This is a genomic window from Salipaludibacillus neizhouensis, from assembly GCF_002886185.1.
Taxonomy (GTDB): domain Bacteria; phylum Bacillota; class Bacilli; order Bacillales; family Salisediminibacteriaceae; genus Salipaludibacillus; species Salipaludibacillus neizhouensis.
The window spans coordinates 1,105,415-1,122,463 of sequence record NZ_KZ614147.1 but is presented as its reverse complement, the minus strand read 5'-3'; the positions used below and the strand labels follow the sequence as shown (position 1 = coordinate 1,122,463).

Annotated in this window: 11 protein-coding genes and 1 pseudogene; 3 read left to right on the top strand and 9 right to left on the bottom strand. The window is 39.6% G+C overall.

Annotation, left to right across the window (positions count from 1 at the left end; genetic code table 11):
- Positions 1-17: 17 nt before the first annotated feature.
- The 7 genes from CEF18_RS21995 to CEF18_RS21965 form a co-directional block, all read right to left on the bottom strand.
- Positions 18-920, bottom strand: a complete 903-nt coding sequence (locus tag CEF18_RS21995; RefSeq protein WP_110938626.1) for an SGNH/GDSL hydrolase family protein — start codon at positions 918-920, stop codon at positions 18-20.
- 97 nt (positions 921-1,017) lie between these two features.
- Positions 1,018-1,800, bottom strand: a complete 783-nt coding sequence (locus tag CEF18_RS21990; protein WP_110938625.1) for a VanZ family protein — start codon at positions 1,798-1,800, stop codon at positions 1,018-1,020.
- 18 nt (positions 1,801-1,818) lie between these two features.
- A complete protein-coding gene (locus CEF18_RS21985; protein WP_110938624.1) occupies positions 1,819-3,687 on the bottom strand; it encodes a sensor histidine kinase in 1,869 nt (622 codons plus the stop codon).
- Positions 3,688-3,707: 20 nt separating this feature from the next.
- A complete protein-coding gene (locus CEF18_RS21980) occupies positions 3,708-4,715 on the bottom strand; it encodes a BMP family ABC transporter substrate-binding protein (protein ID WP_110938623.1) in 1,008 nt (335 codons plus the stop codon).
- 346 nt (positions 4,716-5,061) lie between these two features.
- Positions 5,062-5,625, bottom strand: coding sequence for a shikimate kinase (locus CEF18_RS21975; protein WP_110938622.1), 564 nt, complete (start codon positions 5,623-5,625; stop codon positions 5,062-5,064).
- Positions 5,626-5,670: 45 nt separating this feature from the next.
- Positions 5,671-6,438, bottom strand: a complete 768-nt coding sequence (aroD, locus tag CEF18_RS21970; protein ID WP_183040994.1) for a type I 3-dehydroquinate dehydratase — start codon at positions 6,436-6,438, stop codon at positions 5,671-5,673.
- 252 nt (positions 6,439-6,690) lie between these two features.
- Positions 6,691-7,740 (bottom strand): M42 family metallopeptidase, encoded by a 1,050-nt coding sequence (locus tag CEF18_RS21965; RefSeq protein ID WP_110938620.1) that lies wholly within the window; start codon positions 7,738-7,740, stop codon positions 6,691-6,693.
- 272 nt (positions 7,741-8,012) lie between these two features.
- On the opposite strand from CEF18_RS21965, the gene CEF18_RS21960 reads away from it, so the two are divergent.
- The 3 genes and pseudogenes from CEF18_RS21960 to CEF18_RS21950 all read left to right on the top strand — a co-directional run.
- A complete protein-coding gene (locus CEF18_RS21960; RefSeq protein ID WP_110938619.1) occupies positions 8,013-8,237 on the top strand; it encodes a DUF1858 domain-containing protein in 225 nt (74 codons plus the stop codon).
- Between the two features lie 13 nt (positions 8,238-8,250).
- The gene (locus CEF18_RS21955; RefSeq protein WP_110938618.1) at positions 8,251-9,483 is read left to right on the top strand and encodes a DUF438 domain-containing protein; all 1,233 of its coding nucleotides are present in this window, start codon (positions 8,251-8,253) and stop codon (positions 9,481-9,483) included.
- Between the two features lie 66 nt (positions 9,484-9,549).
- Positions 9,550-9,795 (top strand): annotated as a pseudogene (locus CEF18_RS21950) (metal-sulfur cluster assembly factor); the annotation flags it as partial.
- A gap of 517 nt (positions 9,796-10,312) precedes the next feature.
- Here CEF18_RS21950 and CEF18_RS21945 read toward each other — a convergent pair.
- Positions 10,313-10,732, bottom strand: a complete 420-nt coding sequence (locus CEF18_RS21945; RefSeq protein ID WP_110938616.1) for an S-layer homology domain-containing protein — start codon at positions 10,730-10,732, stop codon at positions 10,313-10,315.
- Positions 10,729-16,830, bottom strand: a complete 6,102-nt coding sequence (locus CEF18_RS21940) for a pullulanase (protein ID WP_223292453.1) — start codon at positions 16,828-16,830, stop codon at positions 10,729-10,731. Before CEF18_RS21940 ends, CEF18_RS21945 begins: the two co-directional genes overlap by 4 nt.
- Between the last annotated feature and the right edge of the window lie 219 nt (positions 16,831-17,049).

The following is a 17,049-nucleotide window of genomic DNA, read 5'->3' as shown; positions in this document are numbered from 1 at the left end:
AGATAAAATATAAATACTTAATTTTCTTGTACTTCATTGATAAAATAACTTGCTATATACTCCATCCATAGATCATGCCCTTGTTGATTAGGCATCCTTTCCCCATCTTCCATATAACCAAGTAAGTTATCATCATCAATACTAGGCCACGCTTCCCAATGATCAATATATTGAATTTCATTCTCCTCAGCGAACTCTGAAACAGTCTCTACATGTGTTGGATAATAGATCGTTTCATGTGCAGGTTGCGGTGGTTGAACAAATACTATTACCTCAGAATTTTCTTCTTTTAAAACATTTACCATCGTTTGTAAATTGGAAACGGTATCCTCGACTGGAACAATTGGACTCCCGTTATTGTCACTCCAATTAAAAGATTCAAGGATAACTACATCCGCATCTAACTCAGCAACATCAGTATGGTATCCCGCCTCAATAATTTCGTTACTAGTCAACTCATCAAAAGCTTGATTATTCACAGCAAACAAGTCTTGACCATAAACCGAGTTTAAATGAGACTCCAATAACTCTGGCCAGGGATCGACACCTTGATTTAATGAATCTTTATTAGCTTTAGAACCAAAAATCACAAGCTCTATTTCATCATTCTCTAATCCTTTTTCAATAATTATGGATTTTACGGAAGGCAAAAGTCCTTTTGTAAGTTTTTCCAGGTCCATCATACGAACATTATCAATATTGGACTCTTCTGTAGCGTTGCCATCACTCCTCGCCGATACATCCGTGTCAGCATTGGGATTATCTGTATCGTCCGATTCAGATAGTTCACCTCCGCTATCCCCTATCTGCTCATGTGCGGAAGCAGATATGTCTTCTAATTTATTGCTATAATATAATCTTCCAAAAATAATTGCACTAAGAGATAAAACAATAACAGAAATAAAAATTATTTTTTTCAAAAGCTTACACTCCTTCGACAAATCTTGTATTAATCTACAACTATTATACTAATTTCTTCATACTACGTATACAGAGAATATACTGCTTTTAATAGTCTCACAATTTTCTTCTCTTTGAAAACCACTCTGAGATTGTACTTTTTAATATCGCCATACTAACACCAAAAATCCCTCCAGCAGTATCCAGCATTACGTCCTCTTTCAAAGGGGTTCTCGTTGGAAGTAAAGACTGACGGAATTCATCCAGAGCTGCGTATCCTGTCACAAATAATACCGTTAAAACAATGGATAAAATTCTCTGTCTACAATACTTGTAAATAATTAAATAAAGAAAAAAACCTAATAAACTAAATAGAAAGAAGTGAGCACATTTCCTAATGACAAACTGTAAAAAATTTTCTACACCTAGGGTATGTACACTAATAGTTATGCCTGCGTAACTAAATTCAATATATAAAAGTAATGTTCTTAGCTTGTCAAAAGAAACAAATGCCCTGATTAATTCGCTGCTAGTTTCACTCCTCACTGCTATAAGGAAAAATAACAGGAAAAAAAATAAGAACATTGTTAGAAGAAATGATTTGATAGTTTTTTTACTTCCTTGTTCCTTTTTTGGTGCTAATCGATAGAAAACTAGAAACACACATAAGCCCAGACATGAAAAAACCAAAAAACCAAGCAATGGATTTCCTGTGATAAAAGTAACACCATGTTCTATGATGCCTTGGACAATATTTTTTAAAGAGGAAAGTGTGTTAGTTAAACTGTTCCTGTCACTAATTTCTTCAAGTATCGGACTTATATCCTGTTGTTCCGATCCCATAGAAGATGCAATAAAAATTGTTAATACAATAACCAACACTGCAAAAATATTAAACATGACTGCAAGTCACTTCCCTTATTTGTCTTGAGAAAGCTCGATTCTACTATCGTTACCTTTTCTGCTCTTTATCATGTTGATTCTCTCCTCGTTTAGCGGAAACTTCAATAAAAAACTTGTTCCTTTATTTGAGGTAGATTTAAGTTCCAGTTTTCCTTTATGATTATCCAAGATTCGCTGTGCAATCGTTAAGCCTAATCCAGTCCCCTGCTCTTTAGAGGTTTGGAATGGATCGAAGAGGGTATTCTGAACTTTTTCCGCGATACCAGGACCATCATCTTGCAAAAGTACAACATAGTCGTTTTTATCGATCGAGGATTTTATCGAAATTGTTCCGTTTCCATCCATTGCCTCGATACTGTTGCGAATTAAATTATGCAGTACTTGTTTGATTTGTTTCGCATCTACCAGCAGCTTCGTTTTATCCAGATTCACAAGGAAATCAATATTATTGTTGGTAGAGGAGCCTTTAATTAATGGAAGAATGTCTTGTATAATGTCCTCTAAATAAACTGCCTGTAACTCTGGAGCACTTGGTTTCGTTAACATCAACATCTCTTCAATAATCGAATTAATACGTTCAAGTTCTTTTTTCAGCAGTGGAAGATGAAATCTCTCATTGTCCTCTTTCGGTAAAGATTGGATCATCAAAGTTAGAAATCCATCGATTACCGCTAAAGGATTACGAATTTCATGTGCAGCTCCCGCCGACAATTCCCCGACTAAAGCTAGTTTTTCTGTTTGGTGCATCTTTTTTTCCATTTTTTCGGTTTCCGTGATGTCTAAAAAGTAAAAGATCTTGCCAATAACATGTCTGTCTCGATTCCAAAGATGCGTTTGGGATATGAGAAAAGAATGTTCCTTACCATTCATGTGAAATGGTACTTTTACATTCTGAAAAATGCTCATTGACAACATTTTATCCCAAAAAGCTGTGTTCCGATTGCTAGGTTCCTGTAAGATATTAATAAATTCACCATTATCTTTATCTAACAACTCTTTTGCAGTTGAATTTAAAGAAAAGTTTTTATTTTCACCATCGGAAGTGACGATCCCAACCGGTAATGAATTTAATATTTGTTCGTGATACGTTTTATCATTCATAATTGTTTCAAAAGACTCATGAAGCTCTCGTGACATATGATTTATTGAATTTGTTAAAGACTGTAACTCTACTTGATCCGTGACATCAAGTTTTAAGCCATATTCCCCCTTGGCTATCTGCTGCATTCTTACTACCATTTTTTCAAGAGGGCGAGTTAAATTACCACTGATTCGATAAGCAGCTGCAATTGCCAGAATAATCATTGGTATCATAATTGCTAATAACAGGCTTAGTGATTTGTTAATTATGCCAGAGAATCGGTCTGTATAAGAATCCATCGTTGAAAGAACTCTCTCCTTTGCGGCTTCGAGTTCTATCGTCATATTTTGATGCATTACGAGGTATTCTGATTCCACGTATTCTTTAGCAGCTTCCGTATCGCTATATTCAAGCAGACCCTGGCTATTGTTCTCAATCATAAAGTCTAATAAATCCATGTCACGTTGGAAATGTTCGATACCATTGGGTGGTGATCCCCGCTCTTTTGCAAAACTTTCACTGGATTGTTGGTGGTAATCCATATAGGTGTCAACAAAATCACAACAAAATTTATTTTCTAACGCATCGTTAACCATGTATTCTTTTACACTCAGCTGTTCTTCCCAGTGAGCAATCCAAACAAGTTCCGGAATCGTCTCCTGGCTTATGTTACCACTAACTTGATTCATTTCGTTAATCGATTGAATGAGAATGAATGAAAAGCTACTTAGTAAAATAATGATTATAAGAAGGATAGACAAAATTTTACTGCGTAACGTCATTTTTTTCAAAATACTTTTCATTATCCTATTCCACACTTTCTTTAAAACCTAATTTCACCAGAATAAAACTTCGTCTTTTGCATATCAATATAGTTTAACTCCTGCTCAGAGAACATCGGACCGAATGGGGCTAATTTAAAAATTTCGTCGCCTTCATCCAAAATGTTAACTCCAGGCTGTATTCCTTCTACTGAAAAATAATCCCTCATGATTACCATATATACTTGGGGCACATCATTAATCACACTAGTCAATACAAGATCCTTAGCCATATAGGATTGGTCTTCCACATATCCGATCACGAACACACCATGTTTTTTAGCGTGTTCGATAACATTTTGATTGAATGCATTTCCTTTAGAATAAATAACGTCTACATCCTTTTCCAACAATTGATCCATAACTTCTACAGCTTCATTTCCATCATCCCTGCTACCTGCCTCATAGTAATAGAGTTCAGCCTCTGGTTTATAATAGGAAATACCTTTTTCAAACTGAGGGTTATAATGTTCATCTATCGAATCTATGACTCCAATTTTATTTGTTTTCGTTTTCATTCCGGCAGCTAATGCCGCAAAGTACTCTATTTCTCCTTGATCAAATGTGTATACGGCTTGGTTCGAATGTTTTGAACTTCCATGAATCGTAACAAATGTCGATTCAGGTTCATTTTCAGCAAATCTATTAAATACATCCGAAAACTCCCGTCCATGGCCTATAATAAGTTGTGACCCCTCGTCCAAAGCTAGTTTCACTGCATTTTCTTTATCTTTGGGGTTCTTCAGTTCACTATAGAGCCTGGTATCGACAGGGAAATTCTCTTCTATTTTCATTTGACCAGTGTACGCCAGGCTTCCCCAGCTTTGATCGACAATTTTATCAGAGGTAAGTATCGATACTTTTGTTTGTTCCCCATTTGCTTTGCTTTGAGCCTCTGCACCATCCATCAAGAATATTTTGCTAGCTTGATAGACCATGATAACAACGAGGATAAATGTCACAATGACAGAAATCGACAATATTCTTCGAGGTTGCTTTGATGGATGCATACAATAGTCCTCCTTTATCAGATTACACTCCTTTAGTTTACTCGTTATCGTCGTGTCTGTCACTCATCTAATTCATTGAATTTCCTAGATATGATAAGGATTAGTCTCTTCTATTTTTCATGGCACGAGTAAATCTCTAGAACCTTTTTAAACGCTTTTTTTCGACAATATCTAAGCTCGTCGTTGCATACTTCAGCTTTTCTTTTCTATATATTATTGTAAAAAAACATTCCCTATATAGAAAAAAGGCCATTAAAAAAGTAACTGGATCAGACTTTTCCAGTTACTTTCTAATCATCCCAATTTAATCAATTGATTCCTGGATAAATATGTACGTCACAGCACGTTATTTATTGTTGGCTTCCTCATCTTGTTCCCAAGCGATTTTTAATGATTCAATGACTTTCTCTGCAATCTCTTCTTCTGTTTGTTCATCTGCATTATACTTAAGATGATGCTGGTTGTAATTGATTTGTCTGTCATAAAATAATTTCTCGATGTCATCTTCTGATTTCCCCTGAAGAATCGGGCGACTTTCTAAGAGTATATCGATTCTTTTTTTCCAAGATTCCCAGGACATCTCCAGGAAGTAAACAATCGTAGTTGATAAACAAATGTCCCGAATTTCTTTCTGGGTAAATGCACCGCCCCCAATGGAAATAATTTTACGTTTTTCTTTGCAAATACCAAGGGTCAATTCCTTTTCTTTTTCACGGAATGCTTTCTCTCCATGTTTCTCGAAAATTTCCGGTATTGTCATATTAAATTCTTTCACTATTTCTTCATCAATATCTGTAAAACTTCTCGATAGCTTCTCTGCAACCAACTCTCCAATTGTCGTTTTACCGACTCCCATAAATCCGATAAAAACAACATTTTTTTCTCGAGCAGATAAAGTCTGTTCCCCCATGTATTTCCCTCGTTTCAGCATTAAGTTTTAGTGCTTATTTTAATTTCACAAAGATTTCTTCATCGTATTAATTGCCGATCTCAACGTTTCAATCGGCATTTGGCCCGGTGCAGAGCTTTTTGCTCCAATCGCATAAGTAATCGTTGATCCGAATGCCCATCCTAGTAATCTAGTAATGGCCCCGCTCTCTCCCATTGAAATAGTGACGAGTGGAATCTTAATAGTTTTTGAAGCTTCATTTGTTACGTTTAATACGAGTAAAACATCATCTTTGCTTTGTGACATAACAGAAATTTTTACGAGATCTGCTTTAAATGATTCGGCTACTTTACATTTAGTCATAAGTACCTCTTGATCAGGTGTTCTTTCGAAATTATGATAAGACAGCATTAATTGAATCCCGCTCTGTTTCGTGATTTCTCTAACTTCCCCGATATTTTTTTCGCCATTTACTAACTCGTAATCGAGGATATCTATCTTCTTATTTACGGACACTTTTTCAAATAGCAGAAGTTTTTCATCCTCTGATAATGAAATTTTTTGTCCACCTTCTTTTTCTGAGCGAATCGTTAACAGAACAGGGGTTTCGGGAATTCCTTGCTTAATTGCAGCTAAAACCTCGTTTACCTTTTTTTCTTGATTTAGGTCTGTAAAAAAGTCAGCTCGCCATTCAATCATATCTGGCTTTTTTGACTTAATAAATTCAATTTCATCTTTAATCTCATGAAGATTTTTACCGATTAAAGGGACACAGATACTAGGTAATTCTTTATTTATCTCTTCATTATTCAACATATTTTTACTTAGATTCATTCTTATCATCCTTTATATAACAAATCAACCTTGTATAGTAAGTCCTGATTTCACTTTCCTGCTTTTATGCATTAAAGTTTACCTTATCACACGTAAAAAGGCAATATGACATTACAATGTTAAAAATTATATCAAATTGTTGTTTTAATGGATTTACCCGAGGCAGCACTACTACTAAATTGAGCAGTCCCACGGAAACTAGCCACCTAGAGTGGATTCGAGTACCTCTAGTTCAAATAAAATCCGTTTTTTTTAGTTAACCATTTTAGATTGTAAATAGTGCCACAATAGTTTCGTTGTCTCTTCAATCGATGACTGATGTGTTCGCTCATACGCATGAGAGGAATCAATTCCAGGTCCAATAAGTCCGTGAACAATATCGTTTCCTGCCCGAATCGCTGCTGATGCATCGGAACCGTAATACGGATAAATGTCGACCTTATATCCAATACCGTTTTCTTTCGCTAAGGCTACCAAACGTTTCCGCAACTCAAAGTGATAAGGTCCGCTCGCATCTTTTGCACAAATAGAGACGGTGTATTCGTCTGTGGTTTGACCATCGCCCATCGCACCCATATCGACTGCTAAATATTCGACCGTTTCTGGGGGGATATTTGAATTACCTCCATAACCTATTTCTTCGTTATTTGAAATCAGGAACTGGGTCGTATAAGGTAATTCTGTCTGATCTGTTTTAATTTGTTTGATTAATTGTAGTAAAATTCCGACACTCGCTTTGTCATCCAAATGTCTTGATTTAATAAATCCGCTTGGTAAGATTTGCGCACGCGGATCAAAAGAAACAAAGTCACCGATCTCAATACCCAGTGCGTGAACATCCTCTTCATTGTGAACTATTTCATCGATTCTTACTTCCATATTTGCTTGATTTCGTTTAGCTTCACCGGCATCTTTATATACATGTACAGAAGTTTGATGCATTAAAATTGTACCCGTATACCTTTTACCGGAAGACGTTTCAATCTGACAGTACTCCCCTTCGATCGCATTGAATTTAAAACCACCGATCAAATCGAGCTTTAGTCTGCCACTAGGTTTAATTTCTTTTACGATCGCTCCAAGTGTATCAACATGAGCCGTCAGCATACGTTTTTCTGCGGTTTCCTTCCCTGGAATCGTTGCAATTAGTCCTCCCTTTCGATTGCGTGTTGTTGTGACTTGCAAATCTTGCAAGAAATTTTCAACATATGTAATAACTTCATTTGTATGTCCAGAAGGACTCGGAATTTCCACCAATTCCTTGATTAACTCCATTGTCTTCATTATGTTCGGATAATTCATTGTACCTTCTCCAATCGATTGATGTTCTAGTTCCTTCTATTATATCAAACCTGAAGCTAAGGTTCACTGCAGGCATTAAGGTTGAATCATCCGAAGCGTCATCTCCTTCCAATATATGGGGGGTCTGACCCCTTTTTTGATCCGTTTTTTTAATTCCTTTTAATTTTATTTGTGATTAAAATCACAACCTTGGGTGATATACACGTGATACTATTTTATTGAAAACAGTTATCAATTAGAAAATAACATCTAAATACGAGGTGACTGTTCCTATGAAGGAAATTTCATTGAAAACATCCATTTTAGAATTATGTACAGCTCATCCTGATTTGATAAATATTATGAGAGACATAGGTTTTGTCAACATTACCAAGCCCGGAATGATTCAATCAGCCGGAAGAATTATGACTATCTCCAAAGGATGCCGAGCAATGGGGTTTTCGGTGGAAAAGGTTAGTAAACAGTTAGAGCAACAAGGATTTAAATTGACGGATTAAAGGAGGAGAAATCATGAGTGAAATAATCAACAACCGTGAAATGGATTCGCTGGAAAAAACGGAGCGACAAGCGTTATTGAAAGATATTATCAAAGAGCTGCATGATGGAAAAAATATCGAAGAGGTAAGAGCAAGGTTTGAGAAGGCTACTGATCATATAAGTGTCAGTGAAATTTCACAAATGGAACAGTCTTTAATGGAAGAAGAAGGCATTTCCGTGGAAGAAGTTCAACGCTTGTGTTCCGTGCATACCGCTGTATTTAAAGGATCAATTGAAGAGATTCACGCAGCAAATGAGCCTCAACTTCAGAAAGGACATCCTGTTCACACTTTTTTCCAAGAGAATAAAGAAATTGATCGACACGTTAATTTCAGACTAAAGTTACATCGGGATCAATATGAGAAAAGACAAGAAGAAGAGGTTATTTCTAAACTACTTACTGATTTGACCGAACTTCTAGAGATAGATAACCATTATAGCCGAAAAGAAAATCTCCTATTTCCTTACTTGGAACGGTACGGGATATTTGGTCCTACAAAAGTAATGTGGGGAGTAGATGACCGAATTCGTGCCACGATAAAGACAGCGAAAACTCAGTTAATCGAAGATCCTTTGAATACATCTGAGGTACTCCCATTGCTGGATGAAATCATCCACGAAGTATCTGAAATGATTTACAAAGAGGAAAATATCCTTCTACCGATGGCTGTCGAAAAACTTACCGAGGACGAGTGGCTAAAGATTGAAAAAGAAGGTGATGTGATTGGGTATACATTCATTGAATCTCCTGCTCCTTGGCAGCCTGAACGAGCCGATTTAACCGCTGATGCCTTTATGAAGGAAGGTGTCATTCAGTTGGAAACCGGGATCTTATCCGTGGAACAACTCGAATTGATGATGAATCATCTTCCGGTTGATATTACAATGATTGATGAAAATGATGTCGTCCGTTATTTTTCACACGGGAAGGAACGCGTTTTTCATCGCACTAAATCAGTCATTGGTCGAACTGTTCAAAATTGTCACCCTCCGCAGAGTGCTCATATAGTAAATGCACTTCTCGATGATTTTAAATCAGGCAAAAAAGATTTCGAAGACTTTTGGATTCCATTAAAAGATAAATTTGTTTTGATTCGTTATTTCGCCATTCGTAATGAGCAAGGTGAATACAAGGGTACTGTGGAATTCACTCAAAACATCAAGCCAATTCAAGAGATTACTGGGCAAAAACGGTTAATGTCTTAACTAACATTTCGAGGGGAATTGATGAGTTTCTTTATGATTAAAACTATATTCTAGGAGGAATTTGGTATGGCACAAACTATAGAAGATAAAGTGTATGAAGCGTTGGGAGAAGTACTAGATCCAGAAATACAGATGGATGTTGTGAATTTAGGCTTAATTTACGATGTGAAAATTAAGGATAAGAATGAGGCTCACATTAAAATGACACTTACTTCCATGGGATGCCCAATGGCTGGACAAATTATCAGTACAATGAAAGCAGTAGTGTTAAATTCTGTCGATGTGATTGATCATGTGGAGGTTGAGGTTGTCTAGAGCCCGGTTTGGAGCAAAGATAAAATGTCCCGATACGCAAAAATCGCGTTGGGAGTCACTGGATGACAAATAAAATACATTGAATAAAAGAACACCACACAGGATCTAACTAATAAGGCACTGAAGAATTAATAAGAAAAACTGTTTTGATAAACTTTGCATTTAATATATTTATTTTGTTGCTTTGTTATCATGAAAGGTTGTTTGAAAGAATTATCTCTCCCTTTCCATGGAGAATCCGCGAGCCTCCTCGAGCAAACTAAGTTTTGCGGGGTCTCGTGGATTCTTCCAAACAAGAATTTTTTATAAAGTCAGTTTACGTAATCGTTGTTGTTTCTGATAAGATGAATGAAAGAGCAAATAAACATCAACCATGTAGAAAGGCAGTGTTGATTTATTTTTTTTGAACAAATAACTCGAAGTAGCAAAAACGCCGACTTCCTACACCTTTTAACCATAAAAAAACCCCTGATTTCTAAAAATCACCACATCAGGGGCTCGTTCGTCCAGTTTTTTAGAATAATAAATTAAAAATAATTTGAGCACTTTCCGCTCGGTTAGCTTCACCTTGAGGCACAAAACGATCATTGCCCCGACCTTGAACAAGTTCAAGGTACGCAGCTTGACGAACATATTCCTGTGCCCATACACTAAGAGAATCATGATCAGCAAACCTCATATCGCCCGCTTCGCCAATCGATACATTCACCAACTCATACGCTCGAACGATCATCGCTGCAAATTCTGCCCGTGTGACCTCGGTCAATGGTTCAAACCCACCATTTCCATCCCCATTCGTCACGTGACGTGCCGATAATTTCTTGATTGTGTCAAATGCCCAAAAAGCTTCAGGGACATCATCACAGATCTTGTCGCATTCAAGGACAGCATATAGATGCTGAAGCTGTTCAGTGTCGTTGAGATCGTGTTTCAATCGACATCCCCACCTACATACTTTAGCTCTCCGTCCTCATGAACCTTATAAATCCCACTAAGATCACTATTTGTCTTAGTGTTTACTTTTAGTTTGATTCGAATTGGTTCTTCGAAACGATCGAGTGTTTTCGTGTTTCCGTCACTACCTATGATCGATAAGCTAAAATCAAACACATCGCCTGCCGATCGAATCTTCGCATGCTGTGATGCACTCTGTTCATCTAGAATAGATGAGATTGACTCTGTAGACTTCTGCGCAAAGTCTATTGAAATTTGCGCGTTTTTATCTGTTTCGTTCAAAGCTCGCAGTGATTCTAACACCGAACCTGGCACTTCCATCGAGAAATCATCCCGCTCAATGACGACGCGATTCTTGCCATTGATCGCTGCAGCATGAGCAGGAATCATTACTTTTTTGTCCGCTTGACCAATTGATACCTCAATTTTACCTTGATCATCTGCTTGTGGTGGAGAAGTTTTCTTCGCTTCTTTTTTCACCACAACGGCAGTTAATGGATCTATCTTAATTTGATCCGATGAAAGCTCAAATCCACTTGGATCTTTCACTTTTTTCAGACCTGATTCATTCCCATCGACGAGGACTGTTCCTTGAGTTAGATCATCTTCCAAAGTCAACGTTCGTTCCTGATTATCGGTGTTCACAAAAACAAAGTAGGTTTCTGAGTCATCAGATGAAACAGCTTTAAATCCGAGAATCAAGTCTTCCTCTTTCATTTCTGGTGCGTCAATGAGGGAGACGTTGTCTTCAATCTCATCTATCGTTCCTAATCGGAATGCATCAGTAGAGCGTCGCAATTCAATCAATCCTGTTGTATATTCACGAGTTTGATTAGATATTGGGAACGCTTCTTCATCCGTCGCCTTGTCCCAATCGAACATGTTGATTGCATCTGTCGAGTCGTAGGAATCATGAATGAAATACGGGTATTCAAACGGTGTCCCGTCTTCACTTTCCATATACGTTGACTTATAAGGTGCTTCAATTGTATCAGCACGGAACTGTTTCGTACGTCCAAATTCCTGACCGGCATGAATGAATGGTGTTCCTTGTGATGTTAACAGCATCACGTTTCCTAAACGGATCCGTTGGTGAATTTCTTCCTCGTGATGCGCAGGATCCTTCTTGATTGACTGGGCAATCACATCATGCAATGTCAAGTTGTCATGAGCCGCAATGTAAGGGACAACATCACCTGGATTCGTCGCTGTAAAATTGTGCGGATTAGCCGTAACATTATCAAAAATTTGCTGAATGCTTCGAGCGCCGCCAGTTAAAAATCTAGGCTGACCTTCGCTGCCGAAACCAGACTTCAGCTCATTTCTGAATTCATCGGAAAACGAACCAACGGATTCTGTCTGTGCCATCCAGTCCTGGTCAGCAGGCACGACATCCCCACCGTTTTCATCACCGGCAAACGTTCTCCAGCCTTCCCCGATCATGACGATATTCGGGTTCGCTTCTTTCGCTTTATCATAGGCGATTTGAATGCTTTCTGCATCATGGTCCCCCATCATATCAAAACGGAAGCCGTCCACTTTATATTCCTCCACCCAATGCATGATCGAATCAACAAGAATTCGTCGAGACATGTCATGGGTTGTTCCGAGTCGTCCACCCCCAAAACTTGTGCGGGACGTCCCGTCAGCATTCATGAAATGATAGTATTCCGGTTCAAGGTTTTCAAAAATCGCTTCTTGAGCCGTGTGATTATATACGACATCTAGTACAACACCCATGCCGCGAGCATGAATTTCATCCACGAGCATTTTGAATTCTTCAATCCTTTTTTTAGCATCGTCCGGATCTTCCGAATACATGCCTGTTAAAGAGAAATAACTGTGTGGATCATAGCCCCAGTTATAATTGTTATCCGTGGAATCATAGTCGAGCATTCTTTCCCCGTTGTTGAATTCATCGGCGAAGAAATAGCTCATCACCGGAAGCATTTGTACGTGTGTCACGCCCAAGTCTTCGATGTAATCGAGTTTTTCAACAAAGGAAGCAAAGGTACCAAACTGGGCTTCTAATTCCTCATCAATATCGGGATCCGAGGTGAAATCTCGTACGTGAATTTCATAAATGATCGCATCTTCCCGTTTTTCAAAGCCATCGATCTCGGCAAATTCAAGTTCTGGACCAATCTCAGATGGATCGACAATCGCTGCTTTACCAATTGGGACATTATCAACGTCGGCACTATCCCACGTTGCCATCGAAGAAGCGTAAGGATCTAATGCCAGCACCGATTCTCCATCACGTTCAATGTTGTAGTGGTAGTAGTAGCCTGTAAGATCTGCAACACCTGTGTTTGCTTCGTCAAGTGTGACTTCCCAAACTCCGCGATCACCACGCGTCATCTGCACATCGTCTTGAACAACTTCGTACTGGTCATCCCGGTCATACAGAACAATCGAAACACTGTCTGCACTCGGTGACCACACTTTTAACGTCGCCGAATCATCTTCGTGAAGTTCCACGCCTAAATCTCCTTCATACGCGTACAAGTCATCTTTGAAGCGCCATCCTTCTTTCACGGATATACTGTTATCGATGAATGTCACGTCATATGGAGTCGCCTCGACGTCAAAGCTTCCTTTTATCGTGACTGTCTTTTGGTCGTCGTTTTTCACCAAGCTATCAAAGGCGACATCGGCCCCATCCTTGTCTTGGATCTGCACTCTGTCGGTTAACTCTTCCTGTGAAAATTTTTCCGTCGATGAAAAACGCAGTTCCATCTGTTCCTTCGAGAGAAGTTCTCCACTTTCAAGTCCTTCTTCCAAAACATAGTAAGGATTCGAATACACGGTGAGATCTCCTTCACGGACGAATATGTGATCCGTTTCCTGCAATCCTGAAAAAGTCATGTCATCCGTTTGATCACCAGTATCAGGATTCAAGAAAAGAAAATTAATTTCCTCCGCATTTTCGATCAGCTCCAAGTCGATGAAAGCACCGTGTTTCCCAACTTGGTCATCGGAGAAAGGATGCGCTCCTGTAGGCCAATCCGTAGTCGCTTCCAAGACATCTCCCCACGTCCAAACTCTCCATGGCTCGTAGGCCTGATCTTCTTTTTCATAATGAACTCTTACGGTATTGTCAGGTAGGTCAACTGGCTCAATGAATGACACATCGCCTTCCTCAGAAAGCCAAATTTCATCCATGTCCGGAGAAAGCAGCTTTAGACTCACATCTCCAGTAAGATTATCGCCTGCTGGATTATTCACGAGCAAGTTCATTCTTGTCGCGTCCTCGATGAGTTCCACGTCAACATACGCACCATAATCCGTTGTGCCACCTTCAGAAAACGGCATGGAATCAAGCGGCCAGTTTTCGCTATTTGACGGTTGTTGCACATCTCCCCAAATCCATAACCCAAGATCTGAAAAATCATTGCTTTCTGTTTCATAGTGAACTCTTAGTGAGTCATCACCCACTACTTCATCTTCTTCGTCTCCAGCGCCTTCTTCACCAGCACCTAAAATATTGCCACCAGCTGCTGTTAAAAGAACTGTTCCACCATCTGCCATCGCTGGCATCGGAATCTTCACTTCTCTTTCGCTGTTCGTTTCATATGTTTGACCATCATAATGGTTGGTGACAATCACGCCCTCTGCATCGACGTTCACCGTCACCTGTTGTTCGGCTTCTGATACGTTCAAACCAACATACACACTGTCATACTTATATGTGCGGTCGAATAAGAGGAATTTTTCCTCATCTGATCCACTAATATGACTTCGTTCGCCTCGAGCAAAAGTTTCGGAGTGTTCGCCACGAAAAGCGAGAACCTTCTGGTAATGCGCTAAAATTTCATTCCCTTCCACGTTCTCCCAATCAAGGTCATACCGATTGTCATAGTAAGGCCAATTGTTCGCTCCAGAATGACCGAGTTCTTCTCCGTAATAAATCACCGGTTGTCCTTTCGCCGTGATTTGAAGAGCAGCCGCCACTTTCAGCATCCCCTCATTTCCATCCACTTCGTGGGAAAGGAAACCTGGTTCATCATGACTACCGAGGAATTGCCCCAGTGTCGCTGTATTATCTAATCCGGCATTTCTTTCTTCCAGATCTGCGTTCACACTTTCAAGCTGCCCTTGCACAAAATCTTTTGCACTTGTTTTAAAGCCGAAATCAAGCAAGGAATCCATTGTTCCACTGTTCAGGTAGCCTTGATCATCATTTTGATCCGCTCCCCAAGACTCCCCAATCATTTTGAAGGAAGGCATTTCTTTCGTTAACTCATTTTTAAACTGCTGCCAAGTTGTATCATCGACGTGCTTCACCGTGTCGACACGGAAGTAGTCAATCGAGTTACCAGCCGGTGTTGTTGATCGCTCTAACCAACTCGTTTGCCAATCGATAAGCGTGTCACGAACACTAGGATCTTCTGTTAAAAAGTCCGGTAACCCGGATAACTCCATCGTTAAGTCATTCGAACCAGACTCTTGACGGATCATCCCTTCAAATCGGTCGCGATCTTCTGCCGTCGGATAGCCAACAGGCTCCTCTCCTTCAGGAAGAACGTTTACCCCATAACCCGGGTGATTCAAAACGACGTCAACCATAATTTTCATGTTACGGTCCGCTGCTTCATCAATCAGTTCATGAAATTCTGCCAATGTTCCTAAATGAGGATTCAGTTTCTCAAAATCACTTGCCCAGTAGCCGTGATAGGAAAAATAAGCATCGTCCTCACTATCGAACGACACGTCATGTCCGACATTCTCCACAATCGGGTTAATCCAAATCGTGTTAATCCCTAAATCTTCGAGGTAATCAAGGTTTTGGGTAATTCCGGCAAAGTCTCCGCCTTGATACGTTCCTCGATCGTTTTCATAGTTCTCATAGCCAATTCCATAAGGATCATTGTTGTCCGGGTTTCCATCCGCGAAACGGTCGGTCAACATAAAGTAAATCATCGCTTCATCCCAGTCAAAATCGCCATTTTTATCTCCGCGAGCTTCCACATTGACCATTGCGGTCCCGGTATATGTACCGAAATCTTCATCCACAACGGTGATCGCAATCTCTTTTTCGCCAGGTGCCATATCATGACGAACGGAAATGGACACTTCCTTTGAATCTGTTTTAATTTCTCTCTTGCTCGTCCCGCCCAGCTCACTTAAGTCAGCATAAATTGCCTCAATACCGACATTATCATTGTTTTCAATCTGAACCGAGAGTACTGCATTCTCGTTGTAATGAAGGGACGAGCCCACATCACCAGTCACTGAAAGGTCAAACTCACCATCCTTATATTCCACTTCTTCTACCGTCGCGACGAAGTAAGGGTTCGTATACACCTCAGCATCGCCATCTCTTATAAAAATCTGGTCGTGATTCTCTAAGCCATCGAAACTCATATCGTCTGACTGATCCGTACCATCTTCGCGATTAACAACAAGGAAACCAATTTCCTGCGCCGCTTCCACGAGATCAAGATCTACGTATGCGCCATATTTCCCTGTTTGCTCATTGGAAAACGGCTGCGCATCCTGAGGCCACTCAGTAAATGTTCCTGCTGCTGCTCCCCAAGCCCAAATTCCCCATGGCTCGTAGCTCTTATCTTCACGATCATAATGAATCCGAACCGTATTTTCCGGTATTTCTGCAGGTTCAACGAGAGAAACCTCTCCTTCTTCAGAAAGCCAAACTTCCGTCATGTCTTCTGAAAGAAGCTCCACCGCAACCTCGCCTGTCAGGTCATCACCTGCACTGTTGTTCACGAGCATACCAACGTTCGATGCCCCTTCCACTAAGTCGATATCAACAAAAGCCCCATAATCCGTTGTACCGCCTTCTGAGAAAGCTGTTGCTGCATCCGGCCACACGCCCGCATCTTCAGATTTTGTGACAACATCTCCCCAAAACCATACACCCAATCCTGTAAAATCATTGTCTCCAGTTTCATAATGCACTCTTAACGTATTTTCTGGAATCTCTTCCGTTGCAGAAGCTTGTCCCTCATTTTCTTCGGCCTTTACGGTCTGCCTCACCAAAAATGTCGGCAGCAAGCTCATGAGCATGATAACTATCATAAACATGGCCGTATAACGCTTCGTTTTATGCTTCATCAATGATCCTTCCACTCCTTAAAATAGATTCATAAATAACTTATCAATTATGACTCTTCAACTAGCAGCTAAAGCTAGTAAACTACGCTAACAACTACATGTATCCCCCCTTTATAATCCTATCCTAGTACTTTGTGAAACCGTTTGCACAAATAGCTAAAAATAAACACCGTTTGTTTCTCCAAAAAATTCTGAACCCTTGTGCAAACGCTTTCTCTG